12 protein-coding genes and 2 pseudogenes are annotated in these 17105 nt (G+C 72.4%); 7 read left to right on the plus strand and 7 right to left on the minus strand.

Annotated features, from left to right (window positions below; all coding sequences use genetic code 11):
- Positions 1–22 precede the first annotated feature (22 nt).
- From ABZT12_RS08515 to ABZT12_RS08535, 5 genes and pseudogenes are all read right to left on the minus strand, one after another.
- The gene (locus ABZT12_RS08515) at positions 23–1651 is read right to left on the minus strand and encodes a peroxidase family protein (protein WP_356379448.1); all 1629 of its coding nucleotides are present in this window, start codon (positions 1649–1651) and stop codon (positions 23–25) included.
- The gene (locus tag ABZT12_RS08520; RefSeq protein WP_356379451.1) at positions 1648–3000 is read right to left on the minus strand and encodes a cytochrome P450; all 1353 of its coding nucleotides are present in this window, start codon (positions 2998–3000) and stop codon (positions 1648–1650) included. The genes ABZT12_RS08515 and ABZT12_RS08520 overlap by 4 nt, the downstream gene beginning before the upstream one ends.
- Positions 3001–3063: 63 nt before the next feature.
- Complete coding sequence (locus tag ABZT12_RS08525; protein WP_356379454.1) at positions 3064–3813, minus strand: DUF4239 domain-containing protein; 750 nt, start codon at positions 3811–3813, stop codon at positions 3064–3066.
- 55 nt (positions 3814–3868) lie between these two features.
- On the minus strand, positions 3869–5677 hold the full coding sequence (locus ABZT12_RS08530; RefSeq protein ID WP_356379457.1) for a hypothetical protein: 1809 nt from the start codon (positions 5675–5677) through the stop codon (positions 3869–3871).
- Between the two features lie 162 nt (positions 5678–5839).
- Positions 5840–6216, minus strand: a pseudogene (locus ABZT12_RS08535) (SAM-dependent methyltransferase); the annotation flags it as partial.
- A gap of 110 nt (positions 6217–6326) precedes the next feature.
- On the opposite strand from ABZT12_RS08535, the gene ABZT12_RS08540 reads away from it, so the two are divergent.
- Positions 6327–7871: an SDR family oxidoreductase gene (locus ABZT12_RS08540; protein WP_356379460.1), complete on the plus strand. Its 1545-nt coding sequence runs from the start codon at positions 6327–6329 to the stop codon at positions 7869–7871.
- A gap of 105 nt (positions 7872–7976) precedes the next feature.
- Positions 7977–8390, plus strand: a pseudogene (locus ABZT12_RS08545) (DUF6328 family protein); the annotation flags it as partial.
- Here ABZT12_RS08545 and ABZT12_RS08550 read toward each other — a convergent pair.
- Positions 8304–9374, minus strand: a complete 1071-nt coding sequence (locus tag ABZT12_RS08550) for a cation diffusion facilitator family transporter (protein WP_356379463.1) — start codon at positions 9372–9374, stop codon at positions 8304–8306. The pseudogene ABZT12_RS08545 and the gene ABZT12_RS08550 sit on opposite strands and share 87 nt — an antisense overlap.
- Positions 9375–9911: 537 nt before the next feature.
- Between ABZT12_RS08550 and ABZT12_RS08555 the strand changes: the two genes are divergently transcribed.
- Together ABZT12_RS08555 and ABZT12_RS08560 are read left to right on the plus strand one after the other, a co-directional pair.
- Entirely contained in the window at positions 9912–10781 is an 870-nt protein-coding gene (locus tag ABZT12_RS08555; RefSeq protein WP_356379466.1) for an alpha/beta hydrolase, read from the plus strand.
- Between the two features lie 342 nt (positions 10782–11123).
- Positions 11124–12248, plus strand: a complete 1125-nt coding sequence (locus ABZT12_RS08560) for a PP2C family protein-serine/threonine phosphatase (RefSeq protein WP_356379724.1) — start codon at positions 11124–11126, stop codon at positions 12246–12248.
- Between the two features lie 19 nt (positions 12249–12267).
- Here the strand turns inward: ABZT12_RS08560 and ABZT12_RS08565 are convergent, their stop codons facing one another.
- On the minus strand, positions 12268–13041 hold the full coding sequence (locus ABZT12_RS08565) for a response regulator (RefSeq protein WP_356379469.1): 774 nt from the start codon (positions 13039–13041) through the stop codon (positions 12268–12270).
- A 114-nt stretch (positions 13042–13155) separates the two neighbouring features.
- Here ABZT12_RS08565 and ABZT12_RS08570 point away from each other — a divergent pair, with 114 nt between their 5' ends.
- From ABZT12_RS08570 to gap, 3 genes are all read left to right on the plus strand, one after another.
- Complete coding sequence (locus ABZT12_RS08570) at positions 13156–14766, plus strand: ATP-binding protein (protein ID WP_356379472.1); 1611 nt, start codon at positions 13156–13158, stop codon at positions 14764–14766.
- Positions 14767–14815: 49 nt separating this feature from the next.
- Entirely contained in the window at positions 14816–15772 is a 957-nt protein-coding gene (locus ABZT12_RS08575) for a helix-turn-helix domain-containing protein (protein ID WP_356379475.1), read from the plus strand.
- A gap of 98 nt (positions 15773–15870) precedes the next feature.
- Positions 15871–16869, plus strand: a complete 999-nt coding sequence (gene gap / locus ABZT12_RS08580) for a type I glyceraldehyde-3-phosphate dehydrogenase (RefSeq protein WP_356379478.1) — start codon at positions 15871–15873, stop codon at positions 16867–16869.
- The last annotated feature ends 236 nt before the right edge of the window (positions 16870–17105 follow it).

Genomic DNA, 17105 nt, shown 5'->3' on the forward strand with positions numbered 1-17105 from the left:
GCGAGGCTGCCCGTCCGGTCGTTCAGGCCCTCGCGGGCTGTCTCTCCGCCGAGTCAACGTGCGCGCGGGCGGCGGGCGTCGACAGCGCGATGTCGTAACGGCCGTCGTCCTCAGGCAGGTTGCGGTGCACCAGCGCGGAGAAGTCACGGGTCTCGCGGATGATCCGCATGCCCTCGCACGAGAAGGTGGACGGCCCGAACAACCGCGGGGCCAGCAGCGGGTTGTTGAGCGCCTCGGAGAACGCGTCGACGGAGATGACGCGTTCGAGCAGCCGGCCGAAGATAGCGCCGGGACCGGGCTCCTCGGCGAACAGCCCGACGAACAACTCGACGTCGTCCACGGCGCGGTAGGTGTCCCTCAGCGCCTCGCGGACCCGCGGGTCACCGGAGATCTGCCGCCAGTCGGTGACCGGCGGGAAGCCGTAGTACGCGCGGTAGTCGTTGTAGGAAGCCAGGTCGAGTTCGCGGCCGACGGCGATGCTCCTGGCCTCGATGGGCAGCAGCAGCGGGTCGGTGTTGAACAGGCCGGATCTGCCCGCCGGCTGACGGGTGAGGTCCTGGAAGAGCGGGCCCAGCCCCCGGTCCAGGACGAGTTGTCCGTCGGCGACGGTTCCGGCCAGCGGTACGTCGTGGCCTCCGATGGCGTAGCTCGACGGGATCAGGCTGTGCCACCGGTAGACGAGGCTGAACTCGATGGTCGCCCAGTTCTCCCGGTGCCAGACCCCGCGGTCGGTACGGACCGGATCGAGGACGAAGCGGAAGTGGTACGGCGTGATGTGGTTGATGTACTCCTCCAGCATCACCCGGATCATCATCACCACAAGGGTGTTGCGGGTGGTCTGGAAGATCCGCTCGTCGTCCCACTCCGGGTGCGCGGCGGCGAGCCGGCCGGCCACCCGGTTGTGCTCGCGCAGGAAGAGGACGTTCATCGCCATCGGCCCGATGTGCGCGTGCACGCGGTCGCCGCCGCAGGCGAACAGGGTGTCCCGCAGCCGGTCTGGCACCTCGTCGAACCGGACCGGTCGCAGCGCCCCGAACTCCCGCTTGATCTCCCCCTGTTCGCACAGCGCGGGCGGGAACTCTCCCCCGCCGACGGTACGGCTCTTCATCCGCCCGCCCTCGAAGGTGCGCAGACACGCGGCGGCGGCCTCGCTGTCGCCGTACAGCTGGGACATGTCGAGGGTGTGCGGGGAGTCGGTCCTGCGCGGATCGCCGGTGGCGCCGTGGCCGCGCAGGAAGCCGTCGGTGAACCACTGGGCGAACGCGGGGAGCAGGGCGCTGGAGCGTGCGCAGAACCGGGTGGGACCGCCGCGCCGGAACAGCTCGGTGACCGTCTCCACGTCCGGCCGCCCGCGGCGCCGGGCGGTGTCCGGCGGGAGGTGGCGTCCGACGTACGAGCGGTCGGTCAGCGACGACCAGGAGGTGTACGGGCTCCTGGTGCTCAGCGGGTGGGGACGGGCCGGGGCCTTGAGCACGGCCAGGTCGGTGAGGGCGGAGTTGACCCGGCGGTGCAGTCCGCGCCGGTGGTGCACCGCGCGCCACAGCGGGCCGTAGTGGGTGAGCAGATGGGTCTCGAAGCGGTTGCGCAGCCCGTCTCGGGAGGCGTCCCGGCCGCCCGTTTCGGCTCCGGTCCGCGAGGTGGTGCCGGTCATGGGCGCTCCGCTCGCGCTCTCTCGGTCGTCACCGCGTAGTGCTGGGGGTACGGCGTGCCGGCGTAGTCCATCGCCTGTTCGGCGCCGGGCTGCGGCCGGATGCCCGGCCGCAGCAGGACCCGCCGTACGAGCTCCGGGACGATGACGGAGGCCGCGTACCTGCCGAGGCAGTCGTGTGCGCCGTGGCCGAGGACGAGGTTGTGGGCCGGGGGCCGGTCGGTGCGGAACTCGGTGGGCGCCTCGATCACCTCCTCGTCGAACATCGCCGAGTAGAACGAGGCCACGACGGGGGTACCGGCGGGAATCGTCGTCTGCCGGGGAGTTCCGGCCGCGAGGACGTGCTCGCGTACGCACAGCCGGGGCGTGGCGGGCACGAAGGGGTGGAAGCGCAGCGCCTCCCAGACGTACGCGTCGAAGCGCGCGGGATCGGGTTCGGCGGCGGCCCGTTCGGCCTCGGCGAGCACCTCGGGGCGCAGAGCGAGTTCCTTGAGCGCGGTGGCCGTGCACTGGGTGGCGTTCTGCTGGTAGCCCGTGAGGTAGCCGACCAGGTTGGCGTTGACGCGCTCGTCGTCGAACCCGAACTCGGCGGGCAGACGGGTGCGCAGCATGCGTCCGAGCACGTCGCCGGAGCCGTCGGCGGTCGCGCGGCGGCGGGTGATGACGGCGGCCACCCGGTCGTGCAGTTCCTTGCCGGCGGCCGTACCCGCCATCTGGATCTCCGGGTCGCCGGACGGGTTGGCGGCGAACGCCCACTGCATCAAGCGGGTGCAGGTGTGCAGGGTCTCCTCCGGGATGCCGGTGAATCCCAGGTACTCGGCGGCGACCCGGGCCGCCGCCCGGCAGGCGTACTCCTCGATCAGGTCGAAGGTGGCGCTGCCGCGTTCCGCCGCGGCGGCCACGGCGGTGTCCAGCACCTCGTCGGCGAGGGAGGCGGTCAGGGCCCGTACCCGGGGCGCGTCCTCGGGCGCCAGGACCACCTGCCCGTATCCGCGCTCGCGCCAGTGCACGTCGGCGCCGTCACGGGAGAGGACGAAGGGGGCGCCCAGCGCGTCTTCGAGGGCGGGTCCGTAGACCCCGACCGTGAAGGACTCCGAGGTGGACAGCACCTCCAGAACGTCCGGATACCGGGTGACGAAGAGACCGAGCGGTGTCGCGAACACCGGCCGGGCGGCGCGCAGTTCACGGAAGAGTCCGGCCCGGTCGGTGGCCGTCTTCGCGCGCAGCAGGGCGATCCGTCGCGCCGAGTCCGGCTCGGGGACCGCGTCGTACGCGGTGAGGAAGTCCATGGTGATGACCGCCCGGGGTGAGGGAATGCGGATGCGTGCGCGAGCCGTGCCGCACTCGGTCATCTTCGGCCGGGTGCGAACCCGTCGCACGTCGACGGTGCATCCGGGTGTCGCGGCGCGCACGCGTCAGGTGTGCGGGAAGTACCGGGTGAAGGTCGAGGAGTCCACCGCGAGCAGACCGCTGAACGGCAGGTTCAGCTGGTAGACGAGGAGGACGGTGAACGTGATCAGCGCGGTGAGGCCCATGACCATGACGACGTGGGTGAAGCTGCGCCTGACCCCGAACATGAACATGAACGCCACGGTGAGCGTCCCGCCGACGATCAGCCCGAACCAGAGCGTCGGGGAGAGGCTGTTGACAGCGTCGGCCTCCCGCCCGCGCCGGGCGTCGTCCAGGGTGCTGAGCTGCGCGAGCACCTCCTGCACGGTGGCCTGCTGGGCGGGCGTCGCGTTGTCGGGCACCTGGTCGGCGGCGCGCACCCGGTGCAGCAGCGTCCAGCCGTCCATGCCGAGCGCCTGTCCCCGCGTCATCAGCGGGAACTCGGCGCCGACGACGTGCTGGACGTACGCCGTCATCGCCGTGCGCAGCCGCTCGGTACCGTCGGCCGGCAGTCCGTCGGCCAGCAGATACACCTGGTGGGCTGCGCTCGCCTCGGTCTGCACATGGTCCTCGGCACTGGAGCGGGAGTCCCAGACGGAGACCAGGGCCAGCCCCAGGACCAGGGCGTACAGCACGCCGACCATCATCGAGATGTACTCCGCCACGTCCTCCCGCGGTTCCTCGTCCGGGGCCGGTGGCCAGAAGCGGTGCCGTACGAGCACGCACCCGGCGGCGAGCAGGGAGACGCCGAGGACGATGGCGATGATCTCGATCACGGGCGGGGTGCCTCCTGTCGGCGTACGTACGGTGCGGCGGCCCGAGCGGCGGCTCCTACCCCCGTCGCGAGCCGAGGACGGCGGCGGCGATCGCCGCGGGGATGAGGACGAGGAAGAGCGCGCTGAGCAGACCCAGTCCGGTGGGACCCTTCCCCGCCCGGTAGAACCGGCCCAGGATGGTGTGGGCAACGGGCGCGTGGCGCTTGGGAGTTACGGGGGTGGCGCCGGTCGTGCCGGTGGTGCCGGTAGTGGTTCCCGTGGTGCCGGTGGTGGTGCCCGTGGAGCTGGCTGTCCCGGTGGTTGTGCCGGTGCCAGTGCCGGTTGTGGTGCCGGTGCCGGTCCCGGTCGTGGTTCCCGCGGCGGTCGTGGTGCCGGTGTTCACGCCCGCTCCGGCGCCCGTACCGGCGGTCGTACCGGCGGTCGTACCGGCGGTCGCGCCAGTCGTGGTGCCGGTGGTTACGGCAGCGCCGGCGCCCGCGCTGACGCCGGTGCCCCCGCCTGTGGCAACACCGGCGCCTGTGCCGGTGCCTCCGCCCGTGCCTGTGCCGGTGCCGGCGCCTCCGCCTGTGCCTGTGCCGGTGCCGGCGCCCGTGCCGGTCCCGCTGCCCACGCCCGTGTCCGCGCCTGTTCGGGCGCCCGCTCCGGCGGCTGCGGCTGCGCCCGCGTCAGTGCCCGCAACGGCACCCGTGCCGGCGGCGGCACCCACGCCGGCACCCGCACCCGCACCCGCACCCGCACCGACGCCAGGTCCCGCGCCCGCCCCCGGTGGCTCCGCTGCCGCGGGCGGTGGGAGGGTCAGCGGGGCCGGTCCGGAAGGGGGGCCGGGCGGCACGGGGAGGACCGGGGGGACCAGGGGCACGGCGGGCTGCGAGGGCGGACCCGGCTGCGGTGGCGGAGTGGGCAGCGGGGGCGGGTTGGGCTGCGGGGGCGGGTTGGGCTGCGGGCGGGGAGCGGGCGGCGGAGCCGGGGGGCGGACCGGCGGGGTCGGACGGACCGGCGGTCTCGGCGGTTGGGTGACTCGAATCGGGGGTGCGGCGACCGTGAAACCGGCGGAGGACCGTGCCGTCAGCCACGGGGGCGGAACCAGCCCGCCCGCCCGATCGAGCGTGCTGGTCCGGTCGGTTCCCTCGGCGAACCCCGTGCTGAGGTACACGCCCGGTCCCCGGTGGACGAACGCCCAGCAGGTGACGGAGCGCCCCGGATCGATGCGGGGCACGAGGGGTCTGCCTCCCCCGCAGTCGATGCCGGGCGCGGGGACGAGCGGGTCGCTCAGCCAGACGTCGTGGACGACGCGGTTGCCCCAACTGGTCACGTCGTAGCGGATGGTGGCCAGTCCGTCGTCGACGGCCACCGTCTCGGAGAGTGCGAGGGCGCCGCCGACGCCCGCGTATCCCGACCGCGCTTCGGCCGTCGAGTCGGTGCCCAGATAGGGGATGCGGCCCACGGCCCGGACGTCGGCGATCCAGGTGCCGGGCCGGGCTCGGGTCACGGCGGTGCAGCGGGTCGAGGAGAGGCCGCGCAGTATCGGCACCCGGTCGCCGCCGGGGCAGCTGATCGCCACGCCCGGCAGGCCCGGGTCGGTGACGCGGACGTCGTAGAGGTCGGCGCCGCTCCGGTTGGTCAGCCAGTACGTCCTGACCACCGGGTCCCCGGTCCGGATCCCGGGCCGTAACGCCCCAAGTCCGGGGCGGGAGTTGACGGTCACCCACAGCGTCAGCGCGTTCTCCCCCGTGCCGTCGGCACGGGCCGGGGGCGGCGGCCCGACGCCCGCGAGCGCGGTGAACAACGATGACAGCAGAAGCAGTACGGCGAGTCGGCGGTGCCGTCCTCTGGGGCCCAGGTCCCGACGCCGTCCGATGATCACACCGGAATGGTTGTCCTGGGTGCGCCATCCTCAGTTTCCGCCACGCCGTGCCCCCTCCATCGGCCACCGGCGTTCCCCCGAACGGCGGGACCGCCACCGGTGGGGGCGTCAGCGGACGCGGGCCACCGCCGTGTAGCTGCCGCTGCCCTCGGCGACGGGCGCCGGCAGGGTGGCGACAAGGTTGCGGACGATGCCGTACGGGTCCCACTCGTCGGGGACGAAGTGCGTCAGCGCGATCAACGACAGCGCGCCGGGGCGGTCGAAGTCCCGTACGGCGCGGGCGTGTTGGAGGATCGCCGCCGGCTGCCGCACATCGGCCTGGAGGTAGTCCGTGGCCTCTCCGAACGGCTGGAGAGCAGGGCCTGCGCGTGCCGGAGCACGATCGGGTCGTTGTCGGCGTAGACGACCCTCGCCGTCGGCGTGATCTCCTGGACGCTCTGGTGCAGATTCGGCTCGGTGGGGATGCCGGTGCCGATGTCGAGGAACGGGTCGATGCCCCGCGAGGCGAGCCACGCGGCGGCCCGGTGCGTGAACTGTCTTCGCGCGGCCGAACCCCCTTCGCCGTACCGCGCGGCCTCCTCCCCATGCGGCCATGATCTGAGGACAGGCGGACAGGGATACGGCGTCGGAGAACGTGGGAGGCACCATCGTGAGCACGGAGGAACGCGGCGACGACGCATCCGAGGGGCTGCGCTGTCTCGTCACCGGGGCGTCCGGTTACGTCGGCGGGCGTCTGGTGCCGCAGCTGCTGGAGGCCGGCCATCGCGTACGGTGTCTGGCCCGTTCGCCGGAGAAGCTCCGTGATCATCCGTGGGCGGGCGCCGTCGAGACGGTCCGCGGCGACGTCACGGACCCCGGATCGGTCGGCGCGGCCATGCGCGGTATCGACGTCGCGTACTACCTGGTGCACGCCCTCGGAACCGGCGCCGGGTTCGAGGACACCGACCGCGAGGCCGCGCGCGTCTTCTCCGAGCAGGCCCGGACGGCCGGGGTGCGGCGGATCGTCTACCTCGGCGGACTCACCCCGAGGGGCGTGCCGGAAGCCTCGCTCTCCCCCCACCTGCGGTCCAGGGCCGAGGTGGGGCGGATCTTCCTGGCGGCGCCGGTGCCCGCCACCGTGCTGCGCGCGGCGGTCGTCATCGGCTCGGGGTCGGCGTCCTTCGAGATGCTGCGGTACCTCACCGAGCGGCTGCCGGTGATGGTCACCCCGAGCTGGGTGCACACCCGCACCCAGCCCATCGGCGTACGGGACGTGCTGCACTATCTCGTGGGGTCTGCCACCATGCCGGACGACGTCAACCGAACCTTCGACATCGGCGGCCCGGACGTCCTCACCTACCGGGAGATGATGCGCCGTTACGCCGTCGTCGCGGGACTGGCCCGGCGGCTGATCGTGCCGATCCCGGTCCTGACGCCGAGGCTCTCCAGCCACTGGGTCGGTCTCGTCACGCCGGTGCCCGCCTCGCTCGCCCGGCCGCTCACCGAGTCGCTGCGCCACGAGGTCGTCTGCCACGAGCACGACATCGCCCGCTACGTGCCCGACGCGCCGGGCCGGCCGCTGCCGTTCGACGCGGCGCTCGCCCTGGCCCTGCGGAGGGTGCAGGAGGCGCAGGTCTCCACGCGGTGGTCGTCGGCCGCGGTGCCGGGGGCGCCCAGCGATCCGCTGCCCACCGACCCGGACTGGGCGGGCGGCAGCCTCTACCAGGACGAGCGCGAACTGTCGGTCCGCGCCTCGCCGCGGGAGCTGTGGCGGGTGATCGAGGGCATCGGCGGCGACAACGGCTGGTACTCCTTCCCGCTGGCCTGGACCGTCCGGGGCCTGATGGACCGGTTCGTCGGCGGGGTCGGTCTGCGCCGCGGCCGGCGTGACGCCGAACACCTGCGGGTCGGCGACTCGCTGGACTTCTGGCGGGTCGAGGAGATCGTTCCCGGCCACCTGCTGCGGCTCCGGGCGGAGATGCGGCTGCCGGGCCTCGCCTGGCTGGAGATGTACGCGGAGACGGAGGGCGACAACCGCACCCGCTACCGCCAGCGCGCCCTCTTCCACCCCCGCGGACTGCTGGGCCACGCCTACTGGTGGTCCGTCTCCCCCTTTCACGCGGTCGTCTTCGGCGGCATGGCCCGCAACATCGCCGCGACGGCGGCGAACAGCACCCGCTCCGGGTCCGGGCCTGAGTCGACCGAGAGGGGGTAAAGAGCTGATCAAAGTTGGTCATCGAGGGGAGCGATTGTGGTGCGCGAGCTCGAACGGTCACCGGACCGTGGGCGGAACGAGACCGAGGAGGAGCGGGCCGACCGGATGTGGGTGGAACTCCTCCAGGAGTTGAGGGTGGCCCAGACCGGCGTGCAGATCCTCTTCGGCTTTCTGCTGACGGTGGTCTTCCAGCAGCGTTTCACCACCCTCACGCCCCTCGACCGGAACATCTACCTGACCACCGTGGTGCTCGGCGCCGCCACGACCGGCGCGCTGATCGGCCCGGTGGCTCTGCACCGGATGCTCACCGGACGGCGGCTGAAGCCGGAGACGGTCCGCTACGCCTCCCGGCTGACCGTTCTCGGACTGCTCCTGCTGTTGTGCACGATGGCGAGCGCCCTGCTGCTGATCCTCCGGGTGGCGCTCCACAACTCAACCGCCGCCTGGACCGTGACCGGAATGGTGGGCTGGTTCGTGCTCTGCTGGTTCGTGCTCCCCCTGTGGGCCCGTGCCCGCGCCGAGAACTCCGGCTCCGACGACGTCGGAACGGGACCTGACGCCGGCTGAGCGGGCCTTCTCCTCCGGGCCCGGCGCCTCGGTGATGTCGAGGAAGACCTGGTTGGCCTCGGGCCACTTCTCGGTGATCCGCCGCTTGATGCGGACGCAGACGAGTTCCACCTCTTCGCTGTCGATGCCGGGCACGAGGTCGATCCGGGCGGCCACGAGCATCGAGTCCATCCCGAGCTTCATGGTGAGCAGGCCCGCCACGGTGTCGATCTCGGGCTGGGCCGCGAGGAACGACTTGATCCCGCGCGTCAGCTCCGGGTCGACGGCCTCGCCGATGAGCTGGTCCCTCGCCTCGCGGGCGAGCCGGTAGGCCGCGTACACCAGCAGCAGCCCGATACCGATCGAGGCGCCGCCCTCCCACACCACGTTTCCGGTGGTCATGTGCAGCGCGATGCCGGCCGCCGCGAGGAGGACGCCGGCCACGGCGCTGGTGTCCTCCGCGATCACGGTCCGTACCGCGGGGTCGGCCGCCCCTTCCCGCCGCGCCTGGAGCAGCGCCCGGGCGAGGGAGGTGCCCTCCGCGAAGAACGAGATGCCGAGGACCACCAGCCCCGCCACATAGCCCGTCATGGTCTCGTGCTCGTCCGTACGCAGGGCCTGGATCCCCTGGTACATGGAGAAACAGCCACCCATGACGAAGATGCCGACCGCGGCGAGCAACGCCCAGAAGTAGCGCTCCTTGCCGTAGCCGAAGGGGTGTTGTTCGTCCGCGGGGCGCTTGCTCCGGCGTACCGCCACGAGCAGGAACACCTCGTTGAGCGTGTCCGCCACCGAGTGCGCCGCCTCCGACAGCATCGCGGGCGAACCGGCCAGAAGCCCCGCGGCCGCCTTCGCGAGCGCGATCGCCACATTGGCGCCGAGAGCGATCAGGACCGTCACCGAGGTCCGTGCGTCCCGCCCCTCACCCCGCTCGCTCTGCGTGTCTTTCTCCGCCACCGTCCACCCCTTCGTCCATCGTGCTTTGTCGCGGGAGGCTCGGGTACCCGAGGTCGGCGACCCGAATCGGGGGAGGGGGCGCACCTCCGGTCGGATCGGCGCGGAAGGCCCGGGCGCACCGCCGCGTCAGGCGATGGCTTCCCCAAGTCGGCTGTCCGCGCGCCGAGTTCGTCCCTGCCGAAGTCATCGGGCCGCTCGTGGCCCACCGCGTGTGCGGCCCGTCCCCGTTTCCGGCGCCCAGCATCCCGAGTCCGCCGCCGCGCGAGACGGCCGCCGCCGGCGCGCCACCGGCCGATCCGCCCATGGGCGCCGGCGCGATCGGGTGCCGCACACCGAACAGGTCCGTGAAACGCGTCGACAGGGCCACAGTTGATATCATGGGCCGCCAACGGTGTTCAGGCGCGCGGGTGTTGGGGCGGCGTCACATGTTGGTCCGGGGGCCGGCCGCCGGGACCTCGTGGACGGTCAGGTCCCCTTGCCGGGCCGGTCGGCGTCGCGTCGCCGCGGGGATGGGCGAACGCGGGCAGAATGCGTGCCATGACGATGATTGCGACGCGGGACGGCCGGCAGCTCGACCTGGCCGTGAGCGGGCCCGAAGGCGGCATCCCGTTCGTGTTCCACCACGGTACCCCCGGTGGCGTGGTGCCGGTCCGTTCCATGGAGCGCGCCGCGCACGAGCGGGGACTGCGGTTCGTGACCTTCTCGCGCGCCGGGTACGGCGGGTCCACCCGCGCGCCCGGCCGGGACGTCGTGGATGTGGCGTCGGACGTCCGGGCCGTCCTCGACCAACTGGGCGCCCCGCGCTGCCTGGTCGGCGGCTGGTCCGGCGGCGGCCCGCACGCACTGGCCACGGCGGCGCGGCTGGCCGACCGGGTGGCGGGCGTGGCGGTGCTCGCCGGTGTCGCCCCCTTCGGCCTGCCGGACGTGGACTTCCTGGCCGGGATGGGAGAGGGGAACATCGAGGAGTTCGGGCGGGCCCTGCGCGGCGAGGTGGCGCTGCGTCCCTTCCTGGAGCAGGAGGCGGTCGGGCTGCGCGACACCGATGCGGCCGGGCTGCTGGCCGGTATGCGGAGTCTGCTCTCCCCCGTCGACCGGGCGGTCCTGACGGACGAACTCGGCGAGGACCTGGCGGCGAACTTCTCGGAGGGGCTGCGGCCCGGCGTGGACGGATGGGTCGACGACGACCTGGCGTTCACCAAGCCGTGGGGGTTCTCGGTGGACGAGATCACGGTGCCCGGCTTCGTCTGGCAGGGCACCGCGGACCTGATGGTCCCGTTCGCCCACGGGCAGTGGCTCGCCGCGAACGTTCCCGGGGCCGTGGCCCATCTCGAAGAGGGCGAGGGGCACCTCTCGATCGCCGTCGGCGCCACCGCCCGCATGCTGGACGAACTGATCCGGGTGCTCTGAGACGTCAGCGCGAGCGCAACACCCGTCGCGGGGCGGGTGGTTGGGGGCCGCGAGGCGCGCACGGCTGGACCGCCTCGGGCGCCCCGACCCGGCCCCAGGCCTCCACGTGCCGCTCCGGCGGCTCTCCGGCGTCCTTCGCCGCGCCGGGCCGACGTCATGGTGTTTCACTGCTGGAGATGTGCCGAGTCCGCCGGGACTGTCGTATCCGTCGATCCACTGCATCCACTGCATCCACTGCATCCACTGAATTCATTGCATCCATCGCGTCCGTCGAGGGGAGAATCCGTGCCGGCCCCCGCGGAGGGTGATGGGCCTCTGGAGGAACTCCTCGCCGATCCGGCGCTGGCGGCCGAGGACTTCGCCGTCACCGTGTCCCACTGCGCCGCCGCCCTCGGTGTCGAGCAGATCGTCGTGTACCTCGCGGACCTCCAGCAGCGCCACCTGATGCCCCTGACGGAGAACGCCCCACCCCTCGACATCGACGACTCGCTCGCGGGATGGGCGTACCGCACTCTCACCCCGCGCGTCGGGGAGTCCGCGGCGGGCGCGATGGTGCTGTGGCTGCCGCTCGTGGACGGCGTGGAACGGCTGGGCGTGATCTCCGTGCACACCCCCTCGCTGGACCCCGTGACGCTGCGCCGCAGCCGCTCGATGGCCACCCTGCTGGCGATGATGACCACCTCGAAAAGGGCGTACAGGGAGAGCTTCGTCCAGCGCATCCGCACCGAGCCCATGCAACTGCCCGCCGAGATGCTGCGCGCCTATCTGCCGCCCCGCACCATCGGCAACGCGAGCGCCCTCTCGACCGCCGTACTGGAACCGGCCTACGAGATCGGTGGCGACGCCTTCGACCACGCGCTCACCGCCACCACGCTCCACGCGGCGATGCTCGACTCCATGGGACACGACCTGGCCTCCGGCCTGACGAGCGTGGTCACCCTGGCGGCCTGCCGCAACGCCCGCCGCACCGGCGCCGACCTCCCCGACCTGGTGACCTGCGTGGACGACGTCCTCAGCCGGTGGCTGCCCGACCAGTTCTGCACGGGCGTCCTCCTCCGGCTGGAACTGGCCACCGGGCTGCTGCGCTGGGTGAACTGCGGTCATCCGCCGCCCCTGCTCATCCGCGGCCGGCGCCTGGTCGACGGGGCGCTGGCCGGTCCGGCGGATCCGCCGATGGGAGCGCCCGCCACGCTCTTCGACGCCCCGCGCACCGTGCACGAGACGACGCTGGAGCCCGGCGACCGGGTGCTCCTCTACACCGACGGCGTGACCGAGGCGCGGATGCGGGACGGCTCGGAGTTCGGGCTCGACCGGTTCGCCGAGTCGGTCATCCGCGCGACGGCCGGAGGGGAACTGGCGCCCGAGACGCTGCGCCGGCTCATCCACTGGCTCCTCGACTCCGAACACAGCAGACTGCGGGACGACGCCACCATCCTCATGGTGGAGTGGCGGCCGCCCGCGCCGTGACGCCCGGGTCGGGCCCGGTTCAGGCGCGGGGCGGGCGAGTCGCGGTCTCGCGGTAGAACGCGTCGATGCTCTGGACGGTCCGCTCGAACTCCTCCAGGTTGACGGGCTTGGTCACATAGGCGTTGGCGTGGCTGCTGTAGGCGCCGACCACGTCGTCCGGGGCGGCGGAGGTGGTGAGGACGACCACCGGAATGGTCTGCAGCTCCTCGTCGGCCTTCAGGACCCGGAGCAGGTCGCGCCCGTTCATCCGGGGCATGTTGAGGTCGAGCACGATGAGGTCGGGACGCACGTTGTCCGGGGTGCGGAGGTATTCCAGAGCGGCGACTCCGTCGGTGACCTGGACCAGGTTGCGGGCCCCGCACTCGGAGAGGGCTTCCTCGATGAGCATGGCGTCGGCGACGTCGTCCTCGACGAGCAGGACGTCGAAGGGACGGGCGGGGGTGGTCATCATCGAGTGCTCCGTCGGTGCTTCGTGGGAATGGTGGAAGAGCCCGGGCCAACGGCGGCGGGCGCCTTGGCGGGTCAGGTCGCACGCTTCGCCGATCTGCGGATATCCGGCGCCCGCGCGGGCCGCGTCCTCGGCCGCGTTCCGTTGGAGCCGTTCGGCGGCCCGCTGGAGGTGGGTCAGTACGTGCAGCCGGGTGAGCGCCTGCGTCGGATCGTCCGCCGTCGGGTGCGAGGGATCTTCCAGTAGCTGAAGTGCGATGCGCCGCGCGAGCTCGTCGACGGCCGCGTCCGCGAGTGCGGTCGTCTGGTGCGGCGTGGTCCGCACGACGAAGTTCTTGCCAGGCATACCCGGCACCCTAGGGCTCCGGGGCGGCCCACGACAACAACCGTTGTCGTACGCCCTCTACAGTGTTGCGCTGCGCCGTATCAGGGGCGGCCGTCACAGTGGAGGAGTCAGAGGATGACCGGCGACGAGAGCCAGCCGCGTGCGCGGGGACTGTCCGCGTGGACGACCCGACGGTGGCTTCGGGCGGGAGTGGCCGCGTCCTTGGCCGTGCTGGCCCTGCTCGGGCTGGTGGGCGCGTGGATCCTCGGTCGGACGGCGTCCATCGGCGCCGACCTCGTGGACGTGAAGTCCCCCGCCCTGACGGTCTCGGTCCGCCTGGAGTCGGCCCTGCTCAACCAGGAGACCGGCATTCGCGGTTACGGTCTCACCGGCCTCCCGGACTTCCTCCAGCCGTACCGGACGGGCATCGCCGAGCAGAAGTCGGACACGGCGCGGCTCTCGGACCTCCTGCGCGGCGACACGGCCGGCCTCCGTGATCTGCGGACAGTGCGGGAGGCCGCGGAGAAGTGGCAGGAGGGGTTCGCGCGGCCGATCGCCGCCTCTCCGGCCGGTGCCCCCTCGCCGCTGGCCGCCGATCAGGCCACGGCGGGCAAGGCGGCCTTCGACCGGGCGCGGCGGGCCATGAGCGCCCAGCAGGCCGGGCTGCGCGTCGAGCGGGACCGGGCGCGGAGTCAACTGGCGTCCGCGATGAGGCTGCGCAACTGGGTGTTCACTGCGATCGCCCTGGTCATCGCCGCCCTGGCGGGCCTGGTCTTCGAGGGACTGCGGCGCGGCATCACCACTCCGCTTGCGCAGCTCGGGGCGGCGGCCCGCACCGTCGCCGACGGCGACTTCGGCCACCCCATCAACCCGACCGGGCCCGCCGACCTGCGCCGTCTGAGCGGCGAGATCGACTCCATGCGCAGGCGGCTCGTGCGCGAACTGGACTTCAGCGAGGAGGCACGGCAGCGCCTGGACGCCCAGTCCGCGGAGCTCCAGCGGTCCAACGCGGAACTGGAACAGTTCGCCTACGTGGCCTCGCACGACCTCCAGGAACCGCTGCGCAAGATCTCCAGCTTCACCCAGCTGTTGCGGCGCCGCTACGGCGGTCAACTCGACGACCGCGCCGACCAGTACATCGACTACGCGGTCGACGGCGCGAACCGTATGCAGGTCCTCATCAGCGACCTGCTCGACTTCTCCCGCGTGGGCCGCGTCCACCGCGTGCCCGAGCCCGTCGACCTCGGCTCGGTGGTGAGGCGGACCCTCTCCTCCCTCAGCGTCGGCACAGAGGAGGCGGGTGCGGTGATCACCCGGGACGAACTGCCCACGCTGGCCGCCGATCCCACCCAGATGGGCATGCTCTGGCAGAACCTGATCGGCAACGCCGTCAAGTTCCGCGCCCCGGACCGGACGCCGAGGATCCACGTATCGGCGGTGGAGGACGGGGAGTTGTGGCGGTTCTCCGTCACCGACAACGGCATCGGTATCGCCCCCGAGTACGCCGAGAAGGTGTTCGTGATCTTCCAGCGGCTGCACACCAAGGACGCCTACAGCGGAAGCGGTATCGGGCTGGCGATGTGCAAGAAGATCGTCGAGTTCCACGGCGGGACGATCTTCGTCGACCCCGAGTACACCGACGGCACCCGCATCACGTTCACCCTGCCGAGCGAGCCGCCGCAGAGCGGCGAACCGCAAGCGGCAGGTGAACCGCGGGAGACGGGCGAGCCCCGGGAGACCGGCTGACCGAGGCCGCGCCGACGGCCACGACGCCTGCGGACGTAACCTCTTCCCCGTGCCCGCCACCCGCCCCCACCGCGTCGCCGTCCTCGTGCTGGAGGGCGCGAAGCCGCTCGACGTGGGAATCCCGGCGCAGGTGTTCACGACCCGCGCGAGCATGCCGTACGAGGTGCGGGTGTGCGGGGCGACACCCGGTCTCGTGACCGGCGGCGACGGCCTGTCCTACCACGTCGCCCACGGTCTTGCGGCGCTCGCCTGGGCCGACATCGTCTTCGTCCCCGGCTACCGGCACCCGGACCGCGACGGCCCGCCGCCCGCCGTCGTCGACGCGCTGATCGCCGCCCACGCCCGGGGCGCGCGGCTCGCCGCCATCTCGACGGGCGCCTTCGCGCTCGCTGCCACCGGTCTGCTCGACGGCAGACGCGCCACGACGCACTGGCACTACACGCGGGCCCTCGCCGCCCGGCATCCGCTCGTACGCGTCGACGAGAACGTGCTCTTCGTCGACGAGGGCACCGTGCTCACCTCGGCGGGCGCCGCCTCCGGTATCGACCTGTGCCTGCACATCCTGCGCGGCGACCTCGGAGTGGCCGCGTCGAACCACGCGGCCCGGCGCCTGGTCGCGGCTCCCTACCGCAGCGGCGGCCAGGCCCAGTACGTGCCGCGCAGCGTCCCCGAACCACTCGGCGAACGTTTCGTCGCCACCCGCGCGTGGGCGCTGCACCACCTCGCCGAGCCCCTCACCCTCGACGTGCTGGCCCAGCGGGCGGGCGTCTCGGCGCGTACGTTCTCCCGGCGCTTCGTCGAGGAGACCGGCTACACGCCGATGCAGTGGGTGATGCGCGCCCGCCTCGACCTGGCCCGCGAACTGCTGGAGAGGTCACGGCGCAGCGTTGAACAGATCGCCACCGACGTCGGGCTCGGCACCGGCGCCAACCTGCGGCTGCACTTCCAGCGCATCCTCGGCACCACGCCGAGCGAGTACCGGCGCACCTTCACCCGGGGCGAGTAGCGGCCGGTGGCGGGATCCTTTCGAACCATGGCGATCACGCCACTGGCCGCGACGTGAGCGGCGAGCGAGCCTGGTGGGGAAGGAAAGGGACCTCACTCATGACTCGCATCGCCATCAACGGATTCGGCCGCATCGGACGCAATGTGCTGCGCGCGCTGCTGGAGCGCGACAGCACGCTGGAGATCGTCGCGGTCAACGACCTCACCGAACCCGCCGCTCTCGCCCGGCTGCTCGCCTACGACAGCACGGCCGGCCGGCTCGGGCGCCCGGTGACCGTGGACGGGGACACCCTGGTCGTCGACGGACACCGGATCAAGGTGCTGGCCGAGCGCGAACCGGCCCAGCTGCCCTGGGCCGAACTCGGCGTCGACATCGTGCTGGAGGCCACCGGCCGCTTCACCTCGGCCAAGGCCGCCCGCGCCCATCTCGACGCGGGCGCGCGCAAGGTGCTCGTCAGCGCTCCCTCGGACGGCGCCGACGTCACCCTCGCGTTCGGCGTCAACACCGCTGCCTACGACGCGGAGTCGCACACGATCGTCTCCAACGCCTCCTGCACCACCAACGCCCTGGCGCCGCTCGCCGCGGTCCTCGACGAACTCGCGGGCATCGAGCACGGGTTCATGACGACGGTGCACGCCTACACGCAGGAGCAGAACCTCCAGGACGGGCCGCACCGCGACCCCCGTCGCGCGCGGGCCGCCGGGATCAACATCGTGCCGACCACGACGGGCGCCGCCAAGGCGATCGGCCTGGTGCTGCCGAACCTCGACGGCAAGCTGTCGGGCGACTCGATCCGCGTACCGGTGCCGGTGGGCTCGATCGTCGAGCTCAACACGACCGTCGCCCGCGACGTGACCCGTGACGAGGTGCTGTCGGCCTACCGCGCCGCGGCGGAGGGACCGCTCGCCGGTGTCCTGGAGTACTCGGAAGACCCGCTCGTGTCGTCCGACATCACGGGGAACCCCGCCTCGTCGATCTTCGACTCCGCTCTCACCCGGGTCGAGGGCCGCCACATCAAGGTCGTCGCCTGGTATGACAACGAGTGGGGCTTCTCCAACCGGGTGATCGACACCCTCGAACTCCTCGCCACGCGCTGACCGCACGCCACCCGCCGCGCTCCGACAGCACACCTCGCCGCCCGCCGCCCGCCTGAAGTCGTCGGCGGGCGGCGGGTGTCGCGTTGGTACGACGCTGTCGCGCCGGCCCGCGAGGAGTGCGGCACCGGTCCGGACGGCGCCGCACCGCGGACCGTCCGGACCGTTCCGCCCGTCGCCGGATCACTGGGACTAACCCGGCAACTCCGCTCCGTATAAGGGGAGTTGGTGAGCGGCCC

This window comes from Streptomyces sp. NPDC005423 (assembly GCF_040606415.1).
Classification (GTDB): Bacteria; Actinomycetota; Actinomycetes; order Streptomycetales; family Streptomycetaceae; genus Streptomyces.

Bases quoted from the DNA above. Each gene is read 5' to 3' on its own strand.
- ABZT12_RS08515 (WP_356379448.1), bottom strand. From the start codon at position 1,651: ATGACCGGCACCACCTCGCGGACCGGAGCCGAAACGGGCGGCCGGGAC.
- ABZT12_RS08520 (WP_356379451.1), bottom strand. From the start codon at position 3,000: ATGACCGAGTGCGGCACGGCTCGCGCACGCATCCGCATTCCCTCACCC.
- ABZT12_RS08555 (WP_356379466.1), top strand. From the start codon at position 9,912: ATGACGATGATTGCGACGCGGGACGGCCGGCAGCTCGACCTGGCCGTG.
- ABZT12_RS08565 (WP_356379469.1), bottom strand. From the start codon at position 13,041: ATGCCTGGCAAGAACTTCGTCGTGCGGACCACGCCGCACCAGACGACC.
- ABZT12_RS08570 (WP_356379472.1), top strand. From the start codon at position 13,156: ATGACCGGCGACGAGAGCCAGCCGCGTGCGCGGGGACTGTCCGCGTGG.
- gap (WP_356379478.1), top strand. From the start codon at position 15,871: ATGACTCGCATCGCCATCAACGGATTCGGCCGCATCGGACGCAATGTG.